At 29.3% G+C, this 20,956-nt stretch carries 16 protein-coding genes; all 16 read left to right on the forward strand.

All coding sequences use genetic code 4. The features are described 5' to 3' along the window. Positions 1 to 26 precede the first annotated feature (26 nt). The 16 genes from dnaK (at position 27) to lon (ending at position 20,864) form a co-directional block, all read left to right on the forward strand. Positions 27 to 1,832, forward strand: a complete 1,806-nt coding sequence (gene dnaK, locus SALLE_RS02115) for a molecular chaperone DnaK (RefSeq protein WP_115557988.1) — start codon at positions 27 to 29, stop codon at positions 1,830 to 1,832. Between the two features lie 57 nt (positions 1,833 to 1,889). Beyond that, positions 1,890 to 3,044 carry a molecular chaperone DnaJ gene (gene dnaJ / locus SALLE_RS02120; RefSeq protein WP_115557989.1) on the forward strand — a complete coding sequence of 385 codons (1,155 nt, stop codon included), beginning with the start codon at positions 1,890 to 1,892 and terminating at the stop codon, positions 3,042 to 3,044. A 111-nt stretch (positions 3,045 to 3,155) separates the two neighbouring features. Further along, positions 3,156 to 4,832 (forward strand): hypothetical protein, encoded by a 1,677-nt coding sequence (locus SALLE_RS02125; RefSeq protein WP_115557990.1) that lies wholly within the window; start codon positions 3,156 to 3,158, stop codon positions 4,830 to 4,832. Positions 4,833 to 4,852: 20 nt separating this feature from the next. After that, positions 4,853 to 5,983, forward strand: a complete 1,131-nt coding sequence (gene mnmA, locus SALLE_RS02130; RefSeq protein WP_115557991.1) for a tRNA 2-thiouridine(34) synthase MnmA — start codon at positions 4,853 to 4,855, stop codon at positions 5,981 to 5,983. Positions 5,984 to 6,047: 64 nt separating this feature from the next. Then, a complete protein-coding gene (locus SALLE_RS02135) occupies positions 6,048 to 6,653 on the forward strand; it encodes a hypothetical protein (RefSeq protein ID WP_115557992.1) in 606 nt (201 codons plus the stop codon). Between the two features lie 54 nt (positions 6,654 to 6,707). Next, the gene (locus SALLE_RS02140) at positions 6,708 to 8,864 is read left to right on the forward strand and encodes a DUF2779 domain-containing protein (RefSeq protein ID WP_162807930.1); all 2,157 of its coding nucleotides are present in this window, start codon (positions 6,708 to 6,710) and stop codon (positions 8,862 to 8,864) included. After that, the gene (gene fmt / locus SALLE_RS02145; protein ID WP_115557994.1) at positions 8,865 to 9,845 is read left to right on the forward strand and encodes a methionyl-tRNA formyltransferase; all 981 of its coding nucleotides are present in this window, start codon (positions 8,865 to 8,867) and stop codon (positions 9,843 to 9,845) included. Then, entirely contained in the window at positions 9,823 to 11,142 is a 1,320-nt protein-coding gene (locus tag SALLE_RS02150; RefSeq protein ID WP_162807931.1) for an HAD-IIB family hydrolase, read from the forward strand. The genes fmt and SALLE_RS02150 overlap by 23 nt, the downstream gene beginning before the upstream one ends. Positions 11,143 to 11,176: 34 nt before the next feature. After that, entirely contained in the window at positions 11,177 to 11,734 is a 558-nt protein-coding gene (gene efp, locus SALLE_RS02155) for an elongation factor P (protein WP_115557996.1), read from the forward strand. Between the two features lie 36 nt (positions 11,735 to 11,770). Then, positions 11,771 to 12,064: a hypothetical protein gene (locus SALLE_RS02160; RefSeq protein ID WP_115557997.1), complete on the forward strand. Its 294-nt coding sequence runs from the start codon at positions 11,771 to 11,773 to the stop codon at positions 12,062 to 12,064. A 130-nt stretch (positions 12,065 to 12,194) separates the two neighbouring features. Further along, complete coding sequence (locus SALLE_RS02165) at positions 12,195 to 13,967, forward strand: hypothetical protein (protein WP_115557998.1); 1,773 nt, start codon at positions 12,195 to 12,197, stop codon at positions 13,965 to 13,967. Positions 13,968 to 14,055: 88 nt separating this feature from the next. Next, positions 14,056 to 14,862: a hypothetical protein gene (locus SALLE_RS02170; protein WP_115557999.1), complete on the forward strand. Its 807-nt coding sequence runs from the start codon at positions 14,056 to 14,058 to the stop codon at positions 14,860 to 14,862. Between the two features lie 21 nt (positions 14,863 to 14,883). Further along, entirely contained in the window at positions 14,884 to 16,053 is a 1,170-nt protein-coding gene (locus tag SALLE_RS02175) for a hypothetical protein (RefSeq protein WP_115558000.1), read from the forward strand. Positions 16,054 to 16,080: 27 nt separating this feature from the next. Next, positions 16,081 to 17,019 (forward strand): hypothetical protein, encoded by a 939-nt coding sequence (locus SALLE_RS02180; RefSeq protein WP_115558001.1) that lies wholly within the window; start codon positions 16,081 to 16,083, stop codon positions 17,017 to 17,019. A gap of 60 nt (positions 17,020 to 17,079) precedes the next feature. After that, positions 17,080 to 18,372 (forward strand): trigger factor, encoded by a 1,293-nt coding sequence (gene tig / locus SALLE_RS02185; protein WP_115558002.1) that lies wholly within the window; start codon positions 17,080 to 17,082, stop codon positions 18,370 to 18,372. A gap of 113 nt (positions 18,373 to 18,485) precedes the next feature. Beyond that, complete coding sequence (gene lon / locus SALLE_RS02190) at positions 18,486 to 20,864, forward strand: endopeptidase La (RefSeq protein WP_115558003.1); 2,379 nt, start codon at positions 18,486 to 18,488, stop codon at positions 20,862 to 20,864. The last annotated feature ends 92 nt before the right edge of the window (positions 20,865 to 20,956 follow it).

A 20,956-nucleotide genomic window follows, 5' to 3' on the forward strand; every position in this document is an offset into this window, starting at 1 on the left:
ATAGAAATTAAGAGAGGGAAAAAATTATGTCAAAAGAAAAAATTATAGGAATAGATTTAGGTACAACCAACTCGGTTGTGGCGATTATGGATGGAGGTCAACCAATGGTGCTAGAAAACCCTGAAGGGCAGAGAACAACACCATCAGTAGTTGCTTTTAAAAATTCAGAAATTATTGTTGGGGGAGCTGCAAAAAGACAAGCGGTAACAAACCCTAATATTGCAATTTCGATAAAACGCCAAATTGGAACAAACAACAAAATAAATCTTGAAGGTAAGGATTATACTCCTGAACAAATTTCAGCAGAAATTTTAAGATACATGAAAAAATATGCTGAGGCAAAATTAGGGCAGAAAATCACAAAAGCAGTTGTTACTGTTCCGGCTTACTTTAATGATGCCCAAAGAAAAGCTACAAAAGATGCTGGTAAAATTGCAGGTCTTGATGTAGAAAGAATTATCAATGAACCAACAGCAGCTGCGCTTGCTTATGGTCTAGATAAACAAGATAAAGAACAAAAAGTTCTAGTTTATGATTTAGGAGGAGGAACTTTTGACGTTTCAATTCTTGAATTAGCGGATGGGACATATGAGGTTTTATCAACAAGTGGTGATAACAAACTTGGTGGAGACGACTTTGATGAAAAAATTATGAATTGAATTGGAGAAAAAATCAAATCAGAACATAAAATAGATTTATCAAAAGACAAAATGGCCTTACAAAGATTTAAGGACGAAGCTGAAAAAGCAAAAATCAACTTATCAAGTCAATTAGAAGCAGATATTAACTTACCATTTATTGCAATGGATAGTTCGGGACCAGTTTCATTTTCTGCCAAACTTTCAAGAGCTGAATTTGAAAAAATGACAAAAGATTTAGTTGAAAGAACTCTAAAACCAGTTCGCGATGCTTTATCAGAAGCTAAATTAAAACCTTCTGAAATAGATCAAATCTTGCTAGTTGGAGGTTCAACAAGAATCCCCGCAGTTCAAGAGTTAGTTAAAAAAGAATTAGGAAAAGATGTTAATAGAACAATTAATCCAGATGAAGTTGTTGCTATGGGTGCTGCAATTCAAGGTGGTGTATTAGCTGGTGATGTAACTGATGTATTATTATTAGATGTAACTCCGCTTTCATTGGGTATTGAAACTATGGGGGGTGTGTTTACAAAATTAATCGACCGTAATACCACAATTCCAACTGAAAAATCTCAAGTTTTCTCAACAGCGGTTGATAATCAACCAGCAGTAGATATCCATGTCCTACAAGGTGAGAGACCAATGGCAACTGACAATAAAACCTTAGGTCAATTTCAATTAACAGGAATTAAATCAGCTCCAAGAGGAGTTCCTCAAATTGAAGTAACTTTCAAAATTGATGTTAACGGAATTGTTTCGGTTCATGCAAAAGATAAAGAAACAAATGAAGAGAAATCAATTACTATTTCAAATTCAGGAAGTTTAAGTGATGATGAAATCAAAAAAATGATTGAAGAAGCTGAAGCGAATGCAGAAAATGATGATAAAAAACGTAAGTTTATTGAATTAAAAAATCAAGCTGAGGGGTATCTAAACATGATTGAACAAGCCAGTTCTGAAGCTGCAGATCAAGTTCCGGCTGAACAAAAAGAATTAACAGAAAAATTAGCAAAAGAAATTCGCGAATTAATTGCTAAAGAAGATGTACCTGGTTTAGAGCAAAAAATGAGTGAATTGGAAATGGCGATGCAAGCAGCATCTCAAGCTATGCAACAACAAGCTGCTGCGCAACCAAAAACAGAAGAAGTTAAAGAAAAAAACGATGAGAAAGATGACAAAAAAGGTAAAAAATAATTACCAAAATCTAACAACTAACTTGCGTTAGTTGTTTTGTATTAGAAAGAGGAATTTATGGCAAATAAAGAAAAACGCGATTACTATGAGATTCTTGGTGTTAGTAAAACAGCTGATGAAAAAGAAATCAAGACCGCTTATCGAAAACTCGCCAAAAAATATCATCCTGATGTAAACAAAGATCCTGAAGCTGTTGAAAAGTTTAAAGAGGCTACTGAAGCAGCAGAGGTTTTAATGGACCCGAACAAAAGATCTCGTTATGACCAATTTGGTCATGCCGGTCTAGATGGAGCATCTTCGGGTGGTGGATTCGGCGGATTTGGTGGATTCGGCGACTTCTTTTCAAATATGGGAGCCGGCGGTGGTGGCGACTTTTTCGAAGATATTTTTTCAGGTTTCTTCGGAGGTGGTGGTCGTGGCAGATCAAACGGATTTAGAAATTCTGGACCAGAGAGAGGAAAGGATTTAATTGCTGAAATACAATTAAATTTTAAAGAACTTATTTTTGGAACTACAAAAAAAATTGAAGCGAATCTACTAACAAAATGTGAAGACTGTGATGGTTTTGGAGCTAAGAATAAAGAAGATGTTGTAAAATGTGAATTTTGTGCCGGGGCAGGCTTTGTTAATGTAACTCAGGATTTAGGAATTGCTAAATTTCAAACTCAACAAAAATGTCCAAAATGTGCTGGAGCTGGTAAGACTTTCAAAAATAAATGTAAAACTTGTAAAGGAGAGGGTTGTTATCATAAGAAAACCACATTAGAAATTGTTATACCAAAAGGAATATTCCCAGGTCAACAACTTGTAATGCGTAATGTTGGTAACTATTCTAAATCCGGAGGCGAAAAAGGCCATCTATATATTAACATCCACTTATTAAAATCAAAGATTTTTGAATTGACTGAAGAAGGAAATATCAAAATGAAACTTAATGTTAGCTACCTTGATGTTATTTTACAAAATAAGATTCAAGTAGAAACTTTTGATGGACCAGTTCAGATTAAATTACCTATAAAATCTCAAAATGGAACATTAATTAATATAGAAAATAAGGGTCTCTATCGTTCGCAAAATTCATCTCATCGTGGGAAATTAATTTGTGTAATAAATATTGTAATTCCTGAAAAAATAAACGAACAAGAAAAAAAACTTTTTGAAGAAATATACAATATGACTGATTTTAAAGTAGAAAATGATATCAATGAATAAAATAATTAGTCCTTATTGAAAGGACTTTTTATTTTATCCAATTTTTGAAATCAATTCCTACTATAAAAAGCATTAAAAATATTGTATAATAGATATTAAAGTAGGTGTATTATGAGCAAAGATGTTAAAGTAGTAAAAATTAACCGTCAAAACGCAAATGAATCTTTTAATAAGAAGTATTTCAATCCTTTAGAATCAGTTTGATATGAAGATGATTTTACAGAGGAGTTTAAGGATGGTGTTGCAGATTTAGATCAAACAATTGCTAATTTTGAATCTCCCAATCCTACAAAAAAACCATTAAATGCAAATGCCCATTTTTTTCAAAACAATTTTCAAAATATAGAAGAAAATATTTTTAGTAAGGAAACTAATCATAATACAGAACTATCTGAACAAAATAGTCAATATTCAAATAATAAAGCAAATTACTTTGATCCAATTCATAACACAAGTTTGAATGTTTTAGGTCCAGAAGAGATTGCTAATACTAAAACCGATTTGCCAAAGTCTATAATCGAACTACGTGAGAAAAGTTTTTTGGAAGAGATGAAAAAAAAGAAACTCTCAAATCAGGAACAAGATTTTTATCAAAAAATAAAGATTAATTCTGAAGTCAAAAATAAAAATAACATTCAAGAAGTAGATTTTAAAAAACCATTTACTACAGTTATTGAAGAATATGATGTTGCAACTAAAGTTTTTGATAACGGACTTAAACACGTTATAAACAGTAAATCAGTAGAAAGTGTTAGTTTGGAAAACCAATCTGCCAAATCTGAAGTTATTAGAGAAAACGAAATTAAAAATAATTTTGCAAATTCACAGTTAAATACGAATGAATTAGTAGTAGAAAAAACTACAAATAATCAAGGTGATATTAAAAGCTTTAAAATACAAAAATCATTTAAAGATGGAGAGAAAATATTTAATAATAATTCAAGTTCATTTAATAAAGACAAATTAAATTCGGACCATAAAAATTCTGAAAAATTCTATGCAAATGTAAAAGAGCAAATTTTAGAGCCAATTTTTCATGGATTTGAGAGAGTTGATAAAAATGATAGACCTGAATTTAAAAATGATGCTGAAACTTTATTCAATAATAAAGAAATAGAAAGCATATTTGAACAAAATGGCAAGGCACCAGAAGTAGTTAATGAACGTTTTGTTGGTTCGAAAGTCAAAAATGATGAGGACGCGATAAATCCCTATATATTACCTCGTTCAAGTTCTAAAAAACATTATAATTTCGAATTAAATGGTATATTTGTTAAACCAGAAAAAATGCTGCAAAGTGAAGAATTCAAAAGACAAGTGATCATCCCTACTAGAAAAAATTCAGTAAGCGAGCAAGAAGAAAAAGTTTATGTTCATTATAATCCTCACGCTTCAGAAAAGAATCCTGCAAAAAAAGTCTTGAATAATATTTTGATTGATAAAATAACAAATAAAGAAAAAACTAGAGAATTAAAAATAAATCAACCAATTATAAATAACTTTGATCAAACTCAGATTATTCAAAATGACGACTTTAATAAAGCGGTTTCAGAAAGAAAGGGATTGCCAACTGAGGAGTTGAGCTTCATAAATCACGACTCTAATTCGACTACTGAAATTCTTAAATCTTTTGGCGAAAGTCTGCAAAAAAAATCTATTGTTACTGATGAGTATACTTCTGAAAACTTTGATGACTTTGAAAATTGATTCAAGAAAACAAGAAATGCAAAAAAAATTAAAAAAATTGCAGAAAGAGAACATAAAGTATCTCAAAAAATTAAAAAATAAGACTGGGAAGAAGAATTTAAATGGCAAAAAAAACAAAGGTAATTCTTGGTTTATCTGGGGGAGTTGATTCATCTGTTGCTGCGTTGCTATTGAAAAAACAAGGTTTTGATGTAGAAGCTCTTTTTATGAGAAATTGAGACTCAGAACTAAATAATGACTTTCTTGGAAATAATAATAATGGTGAAATTTGTGAACAAGAAAAAGATTATCTTGACGCAAAAGCTGTAGCTGAAAAAATTGGAATTAAAATTCATCGAATAGATTTTGTCAAGGAATATTGGGATTATGTTTTTCAATATTTTTTAATCGAGTACAAAAAGGGCAGAACTCCTAATCCTGATATTTTATGCAATAAATATATTAAGTTTGATAAATTCCTTAATTATTCTATTGAAGAACTTGGTGCTGATTTCATTGCGATGGGGCATTATGCAGGAACGGTTTTTAACAAGGAAACTCAACAATACAATCTAATTGCTGCAAAAGATAAGGATAAAGATCAAACCTATTTTTTAAGTCAACTTAATCAATTTCAAATTTCAAAAAGCATATTTCCTCTTCAAAATTATACTAAATCTGAAATCAGAGAAATTGCAGCTAAAAATGATTTATCAACTGCGCAGAAAAAGGATTCAACAGGTATTTGCTTTATTGGAGAGAGAAATTTTACTCAATTTTTACAAAACTATATTCCAAATCAGCCTGGAGACATTGTTGACATACATACAAACAAAATTATTGGTCAACATATTGGAGCGATGTATTACACAATCGGTCAGAGAAAGGGATTAAATTTGGGTGGTTTTGAAGAGCCTTATTATGTTGCCAAAAAAGATGTTGAAAAGAAAATTATTTATGTTGCTAAGTCTAGTGATGAAAGTTATCTAAAGTCAAATTCATGTATTGTAAATGACCTAAATTGAAATTGTGAACTTAATAAAATTTTTGCAAATTCAAATGATTTTAATTGTGAAGCTAAGTTTAGATATCGCCAAAAAAGCATACCTGTTAAAGTAGAAATAATTAATAAAAATGAGGTTAAGGTTAGTTTTTTAGAAGAAGTTAAGGCTGTAACCGAGGGCCAACAGGCTGTATTTTATTTTAATAATATTTGTCTTGGTGGCGGAACGGTTGATAAAGTTTTTATTTAATAGAGATTACATTTATTTAAAAAATAGTTTATTATATTAGAGAGTAGAAAAGGGTTTTGAAAATATGTTTGGAATAATAGTGATTATCCTTTTAGTTGTAGTAATAATATTCTTAATAGTGACTACGATTACTGGTAAAAAAGCTAAAAAAAATGAGATTAAGCAGAGAAAAAAAGTAGTTCGAGATGAAATTAAGAACTATATTTTCCAAGAGGAAAAACGCAAAAACCTGAGAATCAACTTTGAGCAAGTTTTTGCTCGAAAAGGACCTGATTATAAATATCGCGACGTTTTTGATGTAATCGTTGATATTGTGGAACCAAAAACAAATCAAGTAACAGAAGTTAAAGCTTATGAAATTGAAGGTTTCCCAGTTAGAATTGATAAAAAAAATACTAGAATTGAATGAACAGTAAACCGCGAAATTGATATCGAAGAAACTCGACGTCGTATCGCTATTGCTGAAAAGCAAATTAAGTTGTCAAAAGAAGAGAAAAAAGCTTTAAAACAAGAAGAAGTCTCAATGATGAAGGAAAAACGCGAAAAAGAGCGCTTAGAGTATAAAGAAATTAAGCAAAAACAAAAAGAAGAGAAAAAAGTTGTCACTCCCGTTGTCGATGATAAGTTGAAAAAATCAACTGTTAAATTTGTACCAAAAAGAAACAAGTAAAACTATTCATTTGTCTTTAGATAAATGAATTTTTATTTTAAGAAAGGATTTTTTATGAGCAAAATATTTAGTTCAAAATTAACAAAAGAAGATTTTAAAAGAGCTTTGTCAAGTTGTTATAAGGAAATGTGAGTTCTGCACTCACAAGAAAATTTTAATCAAGCCTTGCTTTGAAATAAAAATAAAGTCCTGCAATTTAATTTGAAAAACGAAATTAGCGAAGAAGGCGACTTTGATTCATCAGGATCATCTATAGATTTGTTTGAAACTTATTTTAAAATTTTTGAATCTGAAAATGATTCAGAAAATTTAGAAAATGCGGAATTAAGAAAAAAATGAAAAGAAAAGTGGCTCGATTTAAATGATAATTCGGCATTAGATGTTGATGGTTTTGACTTGACTAAATTTGAGGGCGAATCTATCATTGACGGTAATTTGGTAGGTGAGGCGGCAAAACAGTATTTTGAATCTTTAAATATTCAAACTAATTTAAATCGAAATCAAAAATTAAAAACTTTTGATTTAAGTGGGCTTCCATTTGTTAATGCTGTAGAAAAAACCAAAGAATTAATTAATTCAAAAGAGTATGAATATCTTTTTGAAGCTGCTTTTGAATATGATGATTTTAACCTAAGAACCAGATGTGACATTTTAGAAATAAATAATCATAATGATACTTTTAAAATAATTGAAATAAAGGCTACTAGTAAAGTAAAAGAGGATCACTTTTTTGACTTAATGTACCAGTATTTTATTTTAGAAAAAAATGGATTAAAAATTAATGACGTCGCCCTAGGTCATATTCGCAGTAATTATATTAGAGGGCAGGATTTTAATGAATTTAATCTTAATTTAAGCGAAATGTGCGAGCAATTAATTGAAGACTATCCAATAATAAGTTTTGAAGAATGTCTTGCAGAAATAAATGGTGAAATAATTCCAGAAAATTATTTAGAAGCTGATGACCTAAATTATAATGGTTTCTTTATTATTGATGAATTAAGTTATGGAGAATCTCAAAAACGTTTAAAAATTTTTGAACTAATAAAAATTTTTGAAAGTCAATTTGAAATAACGGAAATAATAAAACAAATTACAGAATTATTATCTCTAGGATTTGAAGATTCCCTAAATTTACTACTTTCAAATAATTGTTCAACAGTAATTAAAAAGAATCTCAAAAATAAATTTGTAAAAATTAGTGAAAGTGATAATCCTGTATATTGCCACCACGTTATTGCATATTTTGACAAAAACAAGGAAAATATTTTTAATTTCACGAATATAAATAAAAAGACCAAAGCACTAATTCACTATGAGTCACAAAAAATATATCTAGACGAATTTAAAAGTTTATTTGATAGCGAAATCCCAGTAAAGCCTAAGGATAAGAGCACTTATTTCAGACCAGAAAATTTTCGCCATTTTGAAGTTTACAAAAAATTTCATTCTAATCCAGCAACTTTTAGAGATGAAGACATAATTTTTAAAGAAGAGAAAAATATTTTAGAATCATTACTGGCAAAATATACATCGTTTCCAATTTACATGTATGACTTTGAAACTGTAAAATGAGCCATCCCTAAATACAATAATTCAAAATCATACCAGCAAATACCATTCCAGTATTCTATTGATGTTTTAACAGACAAGAACTATGACTATAAAAAACCCGAAACCATGAAGCATTTCGATTTTTTAGCAAATAGTAGCGATGATCCGCGTCCTGAATTTATAAAAAATTTTTTGAAAGATATTTTTAGTTGCGGAAAGGGAATTTATGTTGCTTACAACGATTCTTTTGAAAAAATGGTTTTAAAACAAATGGCGGTTCTTTTTCCTAAGTATCAAAAATCCCTTATTTATATAGTTCAGAACACCATTGATCTCATGGATTTTTTCAAAGGAAATTCAAAAAAATCTATTCCATGATTTTTAATTTACCATCCTGCTTTTCATGGAAGTTATTCAATTAAAAAAACTCAACCAGCTTTGGACAATAGTTTTAATTATAATGATTTGTCTATTAATAAGGGAGATAAAGCTAGTCAGACTTTTAGAGAGTTTAGTGATGGTAATATAAGTTCAAAAATTTGAAATTCTAAAATAAGACCTGACATGATAAAATATTGTAATAGAGACACTTTAGCAATGGTGGTTGTCCTACAAAGAATTAAAGAAATTTTCAAAAATTGACAGGAGAATAATTAGATGAAAAAAAGATTAGTATTTTTTGGCACACCTTCAATTGCCGTTGAAGTTTTAAAGGGAATCGACAAAAACAATTTTGAAATCGTAGGAATTGTAACCCAAACAGATAAAAAAGTCGGTAGAAAGCAAGAAGTCACTCCTCCTCCAGTTAAACAATTTGGAATAGAAAATAGTATCTGTGTTTTTCAACCAGAGAAAGTTTCTTCTATTATTAAGGAACTGACAGAACTTAAACCTGATATTATTTTGACTTGTGCTTATGGTAAATTACTGCCAAAATCAGTTTTAGATTTAGTTTCAGGAATGGCGATAAATGTTCATGCCAGTTTGCTTCCAAAATATCGAGGCAGCGCTCCAATTCAATATGCTATTATGAATGGGGAAAAACAAACTGGGATTAGTCTAATGCAAATGGTCCAAGAGATGGATGCTGGTGATTTTTATGTTCAAGAAAAAGTGGAAATTACTGAAAATGATAACTTTGAGAGTTTATATAATAAATTGGCAATACTAGGTGGCAAAATGGTAGGGCAATATTTAAATGATATATATAATGGTAAAATTAAACCAAATGTTCAAGACTTATCAAAGGTAACTTTGGCTCCTAAAATTTTAAATAATATGGAAAAGATAAATTTTAACAAATCAAGTCAAGAAGTTTTAAATTTCATTAAAGCTTTGAGTCCATCTCCTGGGGCGTATGCTATTTTGAATGGTGAGAGATACAAATTTTACAATGCCAGACTTCTGCATGAAAATGAGTTTTTTGCAATGACATTAAATATTAAAAGAAGTGGAGAAGTTATTTCGATGGACAAAGAGGGATTTGTTGTTTGGACTTCAAGAGGGATGATTAAAATTTTGGAAGTGCAAAAACAGGGGAAAAATCGAATGAGCGCAGGAAATTACTTTAGCAACCAACAAAGAGAAGTCACAACGGGAAATGTTTTTAACGAAGATGAAGCAAAATTTGATTTTTAAAATTGCAATTTCAGCACTTATTTCAGCCTTACTTGTGTGTATTTCTTTTACTACAATTTTTATCAGAATTAGTGACTCTATTGTTATTCAATTTAGCGATGGTATTTTCATGAGTTTGGTTGCGATTATTTCGGGAAAAATAATGTTAATTCCTGCAATTATCTACCCAATGCTTGTAGACTTAAGTGCTGGGGTAATTATCTACATACCAATTTCTATTTTAATTAGATTACTAATGTTTATGATTATTAAATTTTCTAAAAAGTATTTAACAAGCTACGGAGCTTTTTTTCTAGCAGGACTAACAATGTTTCTTTATTTGCCATTTACATATATTTTATTTAGGGAAAAGGGATTATTAGCCACAGAAGCGATTGTTGATTTAGTACAAGTAACATTATCAGTAATTATCGCTGGAATGATGTACTTTTCAATTTCAAAGTCTGATCAAATTATGTTAACTTTAAATTTTGGAAATAAAAATTTTAGTAATTCAAGTTGACTCTTTTCAGATTATGATGGAACGGTTTCTTTTGATAAGGATTCAAACATAGATAATGAAAGTCTGAGTTTTATTAATAATTTAATAAATGCAAAAAATAATAATTTTGTTTTTGCAACAGGAAGATTATATAACTTCATTTCAGTAAAAAATAGTGAACTTTCTCAATTTCCCAAATATACTATTTGTGGTAACGGATCTCTTATTTACTCAAAAAAAGGAAAAATCAATTATTTTAGTTCCATTCCAAATTCAGATCGAAAATCTTTAGTTGAATTTATAAAAAAATACAAGAATTTACCAATTGATGTTGCGATTGATGGGGTAAAAATTCCTTTTCATTACTCTTATAATCCAAATTTAGAGGAAAAAAGACGTCTTAAAAAAATTGATTTTGAAGAATTTTATGATGTAGTGGAACCGCTAATTTATAAGAAAAAAAATGTAACTGTGTTTTACCTTTATACTGAAAAAAATCATCAAAATATAATTGATGAGATCAATACTAAATTCTCTAATTTGAGAGCTTTTAAAACTAGTCCATACATCGTTGAAATAATAAATAAAAATGTTTCTAAATGATCTGCAATTGAGTATCTAATTAAGAAAAATAATATCGATCCAGAAAGAGTCTTCACATGCGGAGATGGGGAAAATGATTTTGAAATGCTAGAAAAATGCATAAATTCAGCTAAAATGATTGAAAGTTCTCCAAAACTAGAATCTTTGCAAATCCCTACAATAACTAAGATTGAAGAAATTAAAGATTTAACAACGATTTTTGGTAAAAATTAGATATAATTATTAAAACTAACAAAAGGAGAAAATAATGCAAGTAAATGATTTAAGACCTGGGACTACATTTTCCTATGAAGGAAATATTTTTTTAGTAATAGAACAAGCCTTCACAAAGACAGGAAGAGCTCAAGGACATGTTAAAGTTAAAGTTAAAAACCTTAGAACTGGTGCTAGAACTGAGTTAACTTTTACTGGTGGAGATAAAGTTGAAAAAGCAATGATTGAAAAGAAAGATATGCAATTTCTTTACAATGACGGAAGTAATTGTGTTTTTATGGATACTGAGACTTATGAACAAGTCGAAATTGATTCAAAAAAATTGGAATGAGAGCTTAAGTTTTTAACTGACGGAAGTATGATTAAATTAACTGAATATGAGGGAGAAGTTTTAGGAATTTCTTTAGATGATAAAGTTGAACTTGAAATTACTGAAGCTGAACCAGCTGTTAAGGGAGATACTTCTTCAGGAGCTCAGAAAAAAGCAATTGTTTCAACTGGCCATGAGATACTAGTGCCTTTATTCATCAAAGAGGGAGAAAAGGTTCTTGTAAATACAAACGATGGTAAATATGCTGGAAGATCAAATTAAATATTAAATAAAATAGAATAAAAAGGGGTGGTAATTGTGTATATTCCAATTGAAAGAAATAATCGTGGTATTTTAATGGTTGATAAAGAAGTTATCAATAATTTAATATTATTTGGTGTTGGAACTCAAATCGATAGAGAAATCGGCTGCAAAGTAAAAACTTGATATCATCAAGAAAACGGTTTTTTCGCATTGATAGAATTCTATATAGATGCTAAAAAAGATTTCAATATTAACGAAAGAGAATTATCAATTACAATAAATGAGGCGATTGAACAGACTCTTAATACAAAACCTAAAAATATTTCTTTTGCCTATATTCATAAGTAAAATATTTAAAAAAAATAAAAAGCAAAATATTGCTTTTTATTTTTTTATGTAGTATCATATATCACCTATCATTTAAGGGTTAAATAGTGTATAATAAGTAAGACTTGAATAAAAATATGGAGGTAAAATTATGCCAAAGGGACAAAAAGAGGAAGCTAATTTTCTTAACTTAGGTGCAGAAAAAAAGTTTAGTCAAGAATCATTGAATTGAATATACGAAGAGAAATTAGAGAATGATGTTAATTTTCAAAAATTAATAAAATTGTACGATAGAATTGTCAATCTAGAAGAAAACGACCCACGTAAAGCTAAATTGGTCGAAATGTGAGAATCTGAAATTAATAAATTATTTGAAAAAGAAATGTCAAAAAAAACTGTCTCAAAAAATTCAAAAAAAGAAGAATCGCCTAATCGAAACAAAAGTAACATCGATGGTTGAAAAGAACGACTTAACATTAAACAAAGATCGAGTTCTCCAGATAGTTTAAGAGAACAGTTGATGAAAAAACTTAATTCAAGTGATTTGCTTTCCGGAAGAGATACCAGGGAAGATATTTTAATTCGTGCAGGTCTTCCAGAAAATCCAAAAGAGGTTAAATTAGATTATGTTGCAAAGGGTAAAAACCCAATCGAAACAGGAATTAATGATATTGATAATATTTTGGATGATATTGATCAAACTTCTGAAATTGCTATTCCTGATAGTATTTTAAAAAATGATATTATCGAAGCAAGAGATTACTCTTCTGCAATTGGTTTTACAGTTGATTTAGATGAAAATAACATTGCCGGGGGTGATTCATCATTTAATTTTGATGGAGAAACAGTTGATTATGATGATTTAGAATTTCAACAAAGAACAGTAGATTTAAACAAAAATAATGATGTAACACAAAATTTTGATGCTTCAAAAACATTAACAAACGAATTAGATTTAACTAATGCAATTGATATTAATTACGAAACAATGGAAATGCCTGATACAGGAGGTTCAATTTTCAATAAAATTTTAGATCCAGAGTTAAAAGAACTTCAAGAAAAACAAAAAGAAGTTGATTTGGAGAGAAGAGATGAAGAATATTCGAAAATTAATCCAGATAAGAGAAATATAATTGATAAAGCCGACTTTTCTTTTTTTGACAGAGAAGACGTAATGAACAAATACGGTATTAGTGTTGGTGAAAAAGAGGACAATGTCTCAAAACCGTTCCATGAAATAAGACCAATCGGAAGTTATGGAATGATTTATGATGTCTCAAAACAACCATCAATGCAAAATTTGATAAATGAATATAAAAAAGAAAATGAAGTAGTTGACGAAATGAACGATAAAATTGAATTTCTGAGAGACCTTCAAAACGAAAGAAAACACCGTGTTAATTTAATGCATGTTGAGAGAAATAATAGTTTTATTGTAGCTCGATCAAATCGATTAAGAGAAAAACGTGAAGCAAGAAGATTAAAAGAACAAGAAGTTATCAATTTAAAAGCTCTTGAACGTCAAGAAAGACTTCGTCGTTTGCAAGAAAGACAAAAATTAATCCAATTGATGAAAGAACGTCAAATGAAACGTTCTGAAGAAAAAAGGGTTTCATCAATCCTACAAATGGAGCGTGAGCGTCGTCTTGCAAAAAATAACAAGTACCGTGAAGAAATTGCTGCAATTGATGCTCAAATTAGATTTGAACAAGAATCAATTAAAAATGCAGAATTAAAATTAAAAACTTATTTTACCAAAAATTCAGATGCAAAATTATTTGATGATTCGATGAAGATTGCAAGAGAATTTTCAAAATTTGCAGTTAGTGAAGAAAAAATATCTGCATTGCAAAAATTTGAAGATGAGAAACGACAAAAACGTATTGAAAGATTAAGTAAAAAATTTGTTAAAAATAAAAAATAATTAATGCATTGGCAATGATTTACTTAGTGTTATACAATTGACATTATCTATGTTATTGTCTTTATTTTTACTTATGAGGGGTGTTATTTTGAAAACCAAAAAAATTAATGACCTTGAGGATAAAAAAATTGACAATAAAACTATTGCGCGTATATCGGGTATCAGAGTAAGTTCGCAAGAGTATACAAAACCTAAATCTCTAAATGCTCCAACGGTTCATAGCGCCGTCGCTAAAAGACAGATGGTTGAAAATAGTAGAGGCGGCAGTTTTATTGAACAATTTAATAATTCTGAAGTCTATGCCAAAATTTATAATTCTCGTTATGGAGATAGAGAGTATCGACTTGTTGTCCCAATTTTTGATAGAAGTAAATCATTGCTAGGGATTGATATTTTAAAGCGCAAGCCTCAAATTCAAAAGTTTTCCAAAGATCAATTGGGAGAAACTCGATCAATCGGTATTCCTTCAAGAGTAATGTCTTCAGAACAAAAAATTTTAGCTCGACATAGAGAATTATATAGTAGAAATTCAAACGAATTTATAAATAAACCCCCAAGTACCTCGGGGGTTGACTTGAATAAAGTAGCTTCAAGACTAAATCAAGACCATCAAGAAATAATGCGACAAAGAGCAATCGAATTTAACAAAAGAGTTCAAATGACTCTTAATCAAAATATTGAACCAGAGCATAAAGTTACTATTGAACCTCAAAATGAAGAAATGTTAAAAGCAAAAGTTCACGAGAAAATGCTTAATATTAAAAACAAAATAAACTTTAGTTACGAAACTGAAGAAGATGATATTTTAAGTCGTCGTAAGAAGTGGGTTGAAGAAGTTCTAGCAGATGATGAAGAAGATATTGATGCTGATTTATCAAAAAGACCAAACCTATAGAAAGTTACAGGTAAGAAAACGATGTCGAATAAAAATATAAATAATAGTGATTTCGCGCTTTTAAGTGTTAGCACAAAAATAAGAATAAAGAGTTTAATTGAGAAAAAACTAACGATGCAAACAGTGGCGCTTTTTGCTCAAGAATATGAATCACTTGATTTTGATATCAGAAGAGAAATGAATCTTTATATTAAATACCTGATGGATTTAGAACTTCATGAATTCATTATTGAAGTTGAGAAATTAAAACGCGAAAACAAAGGATCTGATGTAATTCGACGTCAAATCACTTTTGAAGAAAAGCAAAAAAATATCAGACAATTGCAAAGCCTTTTAAATAATAGTGAAGCAATCATTTCAAATTCTTATATGAGAAAAGATAAATATTTATCTAATGGACAAAGTAAATACAATTTGACTAATAATTTGGCAAATAAAAATAGTGAACAAGTTGTAGAAAAAAAAGTTGTTGTTAAGAAAATTCAGCCAATTACTAGTAATGAAAAATATAAAGAAGCCTTGAAACGCGAAAAAGGTTTAAATGAAAATATGGCAAGCAAAAGAGTTTCTCTGTCTCTAAGTGATGAGGAAAAAAGATTTCGTGTTCCTTCTAATGGAACAAAGAAATCAAAAATAAATTTAACTGAAGAAGAAAAAAATGCTTTAGCTAAAAGAAGACAAGAAAAGAAAATTACGAAAAGTAATATTATTGAGAAAAAACCAAATTATTTAAATAATAACGATGATTTTTCTAAGACTAAATTTAAGGATTTTTCTTTAGTTAAATCTAGAATTGTGTCAGATGAAGAATATCAACGTGAACAAAAAGAAAAAGAACGCCTATGAAACCAAATTTATGGAAAATCAAAAAAGGATGTTGCTGATTATTCTGAAAAAATTAATTTAGAAAGCTCAGAGCACAATAAAATTCCTAATATATCTGGAAATTTTTCAGGAAGCGATTTTTTTACGGTTGGAAATAAAAAAATAAGTGTTAAAGAAATTGTTGACCCAAAAAATCCAATGTTTGGATTTTGACAAAAGGTTAAGCAAAAGTCAAAGGCTAATAGTTTAATTACATATTTCAATTCGGTTGCTTCAACAAAGCAGCAAATGAAAATATTATTAAATTATGAGAATACTTTAATAAAAAATAATGCTAATAAAAAAAATATAAAAAAATCAAAATAGTCTAATTAGTTGATAGGAGAAGTTATTATGCGTCAAAAAGCGAGAAGTTTACAAAATCAAGTTTTTGCTGATAATTTAATAAAACAAATTCAATTTAAGGAAGCTTATTTTGCATTTAAATTTAATAAATTTAAAAAATGAAAACTTTCTCCGGGGAGAAAAATTGAGAGAATGTGAAAAAAGTCGCAGTTGAAGAAAATTCCTATTAAGGATTTAGAAATTCAAGAAATTTATATGATTGGTTTTGCAAATTCTCAATACCACAATTTAAAGCGATTTTTAAGAAATAACATGAATGCAACATTCGTTAATACGGCGATTTCAAGAGTGGATTATTTTAACTGTTGTATGTCTAATATTTGATTTGAAAAGTATTTCAAAAAATTTAAAAAAATTAAGGAAAATTTAATAGAAATATCAAATCAACCAGAGTTACTATTTTATCCATATTATTTAAAATTCTTGACAGCAGTTCGTGAAAGTATTCTTAAAAATATGTCTGAATTTGTTATTCCTAGTGTCACTTCTTTTACTTTGATGGATGCTAAAAAATCTATAAACGTAAGTGAAGAAATTCGTCGATCAAAAAATCTCATAAAAATAGCGTTTTCAAATGTTAAAAATGATTCTGAAAAATCTTTTAATACAATAAATCAAGAAATTACTAATTTATATTTTAAAGTTAGTGAAAACTATAGTGATAAGGAAGCTCAAAATCAAATATTAACTGAAATTAATGTAAAAACGGTATTTCAGAAAGAATTTGGTAAGTTTCAATTTAAAAAAGCCTGTAAATTTTTAAAAATATCACCAAGAATTAAGGTTGAAAGCGCTTATTTAAAATACCAAGATAGATTGACTAGTTCAGAAGTTGCTGATTTATTGGTGGGAAATACCAAGAAAACAGATGATTTAAAAAAAGCTTGACAAATATACATAAAATATCGCAACGAAAACTCTATTTAATTGGAGTTTTTTTAATGTTTTTGTTATAATAATTTTTAGTGATAAGAATGGAGAATATTTATGAAATTTGAGGCAAAAAAATTACCTGAATCAGGTCAAGGTAAATGAATTATTTCGATAGAAGGTGACGAATGAAAAGCATTCTGTGACAAAGGACGTAATAAAGCATTGCAAGAAGTACAAATCCCTGGATTTAGAAAAGGAAAAGTTCCAAAAGAAATGGCTTTGAAAAGTTTGAGTGAAGTTAAAGTCATGAACGAAGCATTTCGTTTGGCAATGCCAAAGGCATACGATTTTGCAAAAGAGCAAAAATCAGACATTCAACCATGAGGAACACCAGCACCAGCACCTACTAAAATTTCAGATAAGGAATTAGTATTAGAATTTATTTTTGACTTAAAGCCAGAAATCAAAATTGAAAATTACAAAGGTTTAACCGGTCCTAAAAAAACCCCAGTTAAAGCTGAAAAAGAAGAAATTGCTGCTGAAATTAAAAGATACCAAGAACGCTTCGTGATGGAAAAAGTTAAAGAAGGAGATAGTGTTGTTATTGAAGAAGGTGACAATGTTAAGTTCGACTTTGAAGGATTTATGGACGGAGAACCATTTCAAGGTGGAAAGGGTGAAGATTACCAATTGGTAATTGGAAGTAAAAACTTTATTCCAGGTTTTGAAGAAGCTATGATCGGTCTTGCTCTAGGAGTTAAATCAGAGATTTCAGTGACTTTCCCAAAAGATTACCAAGCAGAAAATCTTGCTGGAAAAGATGCTAAATTCAAATTAAATATTAAAGAAATTAAATCTCGTGAATTACCTAAAGCTGATGACGAATTAGCTAAAGATTTAAATATCAAGGATGTTAATAATTATAAAGAATTAGAAAAATATGTATCAGTCCAAATAGAAAAACAAAAACAGACAAATGAAAGAAATGTTTTTGTAAACCAAATTATTGATTTAATTAGAGAAAAATCTGTAATAGAATTGCCAAAAAGTGCAATTGATAAAGAAGTTCAAACTATGAGAAAAGAATTTGAACAGAAAGTTATTGCAAATAAAATGACTCTAAAAGAATACAAAAAAGTTACAGGAATGACGGATGAAGATATTAATAAGGAAATTTTTGGAGATGCCAAAAAACGTCTTGAAAGTTACTTAATCACTGATGAGGTTAGAAATAAAGAAAAAATTGAAGCTACTCAAGAAGAAGTTGACTCAAAATACAAAGATCTTGCAAATCAATTTGGAATTGATGTGGAATTCTTGAAAAAATCAGTTCTTCAAGAGGGTCAAGTTCGTTCAGAAATAATAAATGAGAAAATAATTGATTTTATTTATTCAAACAACGGCTAAACTATTAAAAACCTGAGTTAAAAACCAGGTTTTTTACATTTTTTAGCACTTAACTATTGCAAGTGCTAAAAAATATGATATTATTATCTTGTGCCAAGAAAGAAGGTCTACTTATGAGCAAAAACAAAAATTTACCATTACTTGTAACAAGGGGAAGTTACATTTTTCCTACCTTTGAACAAGCACTTGAAATAGGGAGAGATAAATCAACTCTTGCTGTTAAAGCGGCAATCGCTGAAAATGGCGGTAAGATTTTATTGGTATCTCAAAAAAAACCTGTTGATGATAATCCTAAGATTGAGGAAATCTATAACTTTGGAATTATTGCAGATATTTCAATTAAAAAAGAATGAAAAGACGGAACTTCTACAATAAATATATTAGCTGTAGATAGAGTAAAACTTGATAACATTACTTTAAAAGATTACTATACAGCAGACTATACAGTTGTTAAGTCAGAAGAAGATAAAGATGATCAAAGCAAAAATAAAGTTACAAAATACCTAAAGAAAATGATTGAATCACAAGAGGATTTACCATCGGAAATTAGTGATGCGGTTTTTGGTAAAAAGGATGCGAATTTAATTGTTGATACAGTTGCTTACCATTTACCATTTATGCCAGTGGAAAAGAAACAAAGTCTATTAGAAGAATTAAATCCATTTAATCGATTAAATATTATTAATGATTTCTTAGATGAAAAGAAAAAATCAGCAGATATTGAAACTAATATTAGCAAGAAAATTAAATCAAGAATTGATGAACAACAACGTGAATATTACCTTAGAGAAAAGCTTAAAGCCATCAAAGAAGAATTGGGTGATATGGACGAAGAGGGAGACGATATTAAAAAATATCGAAACCGACTAGAAAACGAACCATTTCCTCAAGCAGTAAAAGAGAGAGTATTACAAGAAATTGATAAGTATGAAGGAATGCCAGCAAGCTCAAGCGAAGCTAATATTGTGAGATCATATATTGATTGAATGATGCAGATTCCATGATGAGAAAAATCTGAAGAAAAACAAGATTTATTATTTGCTCGTGAAATTCTTGATAAATATCACTTTGGACTGAAAAAAGTTAAAGATAGAATTATTGAATACTTGGCAGTTAAACAAAAAACCAATTCTGTAAAAGGACAAATCATTACTTTAGTAGGTCCTCCCGGAGTTGGTAAAACATCTCTTGCAAAATCTATTGCAGAATCAATGGGAAGAAACTTTGTAAAAGTATCTCTTGGTGGTGTAAAAGACGAAGCTGAAATAAGGGGACATAGAAAAACTTATATCGGTTCAATGCCAGGTAGAATTATTCAAGCAATGAAAAAGGCTAAAACTAAAAACCCTGTATTTTTATTAGATGAAATTGATAAAATGTCTAGTGATTATAAAGGTGACCCTTCTAGTGCAATGCTTGAGGTATTAGATCCAGAACAAAACGATGCTTTTTCAGATCACTATATTGAAGAAAGTTATGATTTAAGTGATGTAGTATTCATTGCAACAGCTAACTATCCTGAAAATATTCCTGAAGCGCTATACGATCGTATGGAAATCATTGAACTTTCGAGTTACACAGAAATTGAAAAATTACAAATCGCTCAAAATTATCTAATTTCTAAAGTTTTAGAAAATCACGCAGTTACAAGTTCTGAACTAGAATTTACTTCAGAATCAATTAGTGAATTAATTAAACACTACACAAGAGAAGCTGGTGTAAGACAGCTTGAAAGATTAATTGCTTCTATTACAAGAAAATTTGTAGTTAAATTATTAAATAAAGAAGTTAAAACGATGAAAGTCACTCCAAAATTAGTTAACGAATTACTTGGAAAGAGAATTTTTGATTTTACAAGTAAGGAAAAATCTTCTCAAATTGGAGTTGTAACAGGACTAGCATATACTCAATTCGGTGGAGATATTTTACCTATTGAAGTAAATCACTTCCCTGGTAAGGGTGGTTTAGTTTTAACCGGAAAACTTGGTGATGTGATGAAGGAGTCTGCAACAATTGCGTTAGATTACATTAAGTCAAATCATGATAGTTTTGGAATACCTAAGGAAGTTTTTGAGAATAATGACATTCATATTCACGTTCCAGAGGGTGCTGTTCCAAAAGACGGACCAAGTGCCGGAGTAACTTTAACAACTGCTATTATTAGCGCTTTGACAAATCGTCCGGTTTCAAAAGAAATTGGTATGACTGGTGAAATTACTTTAAGAGGCCTAGTATTTCCAATTGGAGGGTTAAGAGAAAAATCTATTTCTGCTCACAGAAGTGGATTGAAAAAAATTTTAGTACCAATAAAAAATCTAAAAGATCTTGAAGATATTCCTGAAGAGGTTAAATCAGAATTAGAAATTATTGGAACTGAAAAATATGAGGATGTTTTCGAACAGGTTTTCCAAGAAAAACCAAAAAAAATCACTCATAGTCTACCTTTAACTTCAAAACCAGAATCATCAAAAGCAAATAGTAAAACTAATTAACAAAAACCCTTATGGGTTTTTTTATTTTAAAAAAAATTAGTGATAATAATCAAGTAAATTTATTGTGATTTTGATATGATAAATTTATACTT

The organism is Spiroplasma alleghenense (assembly GCF_003363775.1).
Classification (GTDB): Bacteria; Bacillota_I; Bacilli_A; order Mycoplasmatales; family Mycoplasmataceae; genus Spiroplasma_B; species Spiroplasma_B alleghenense.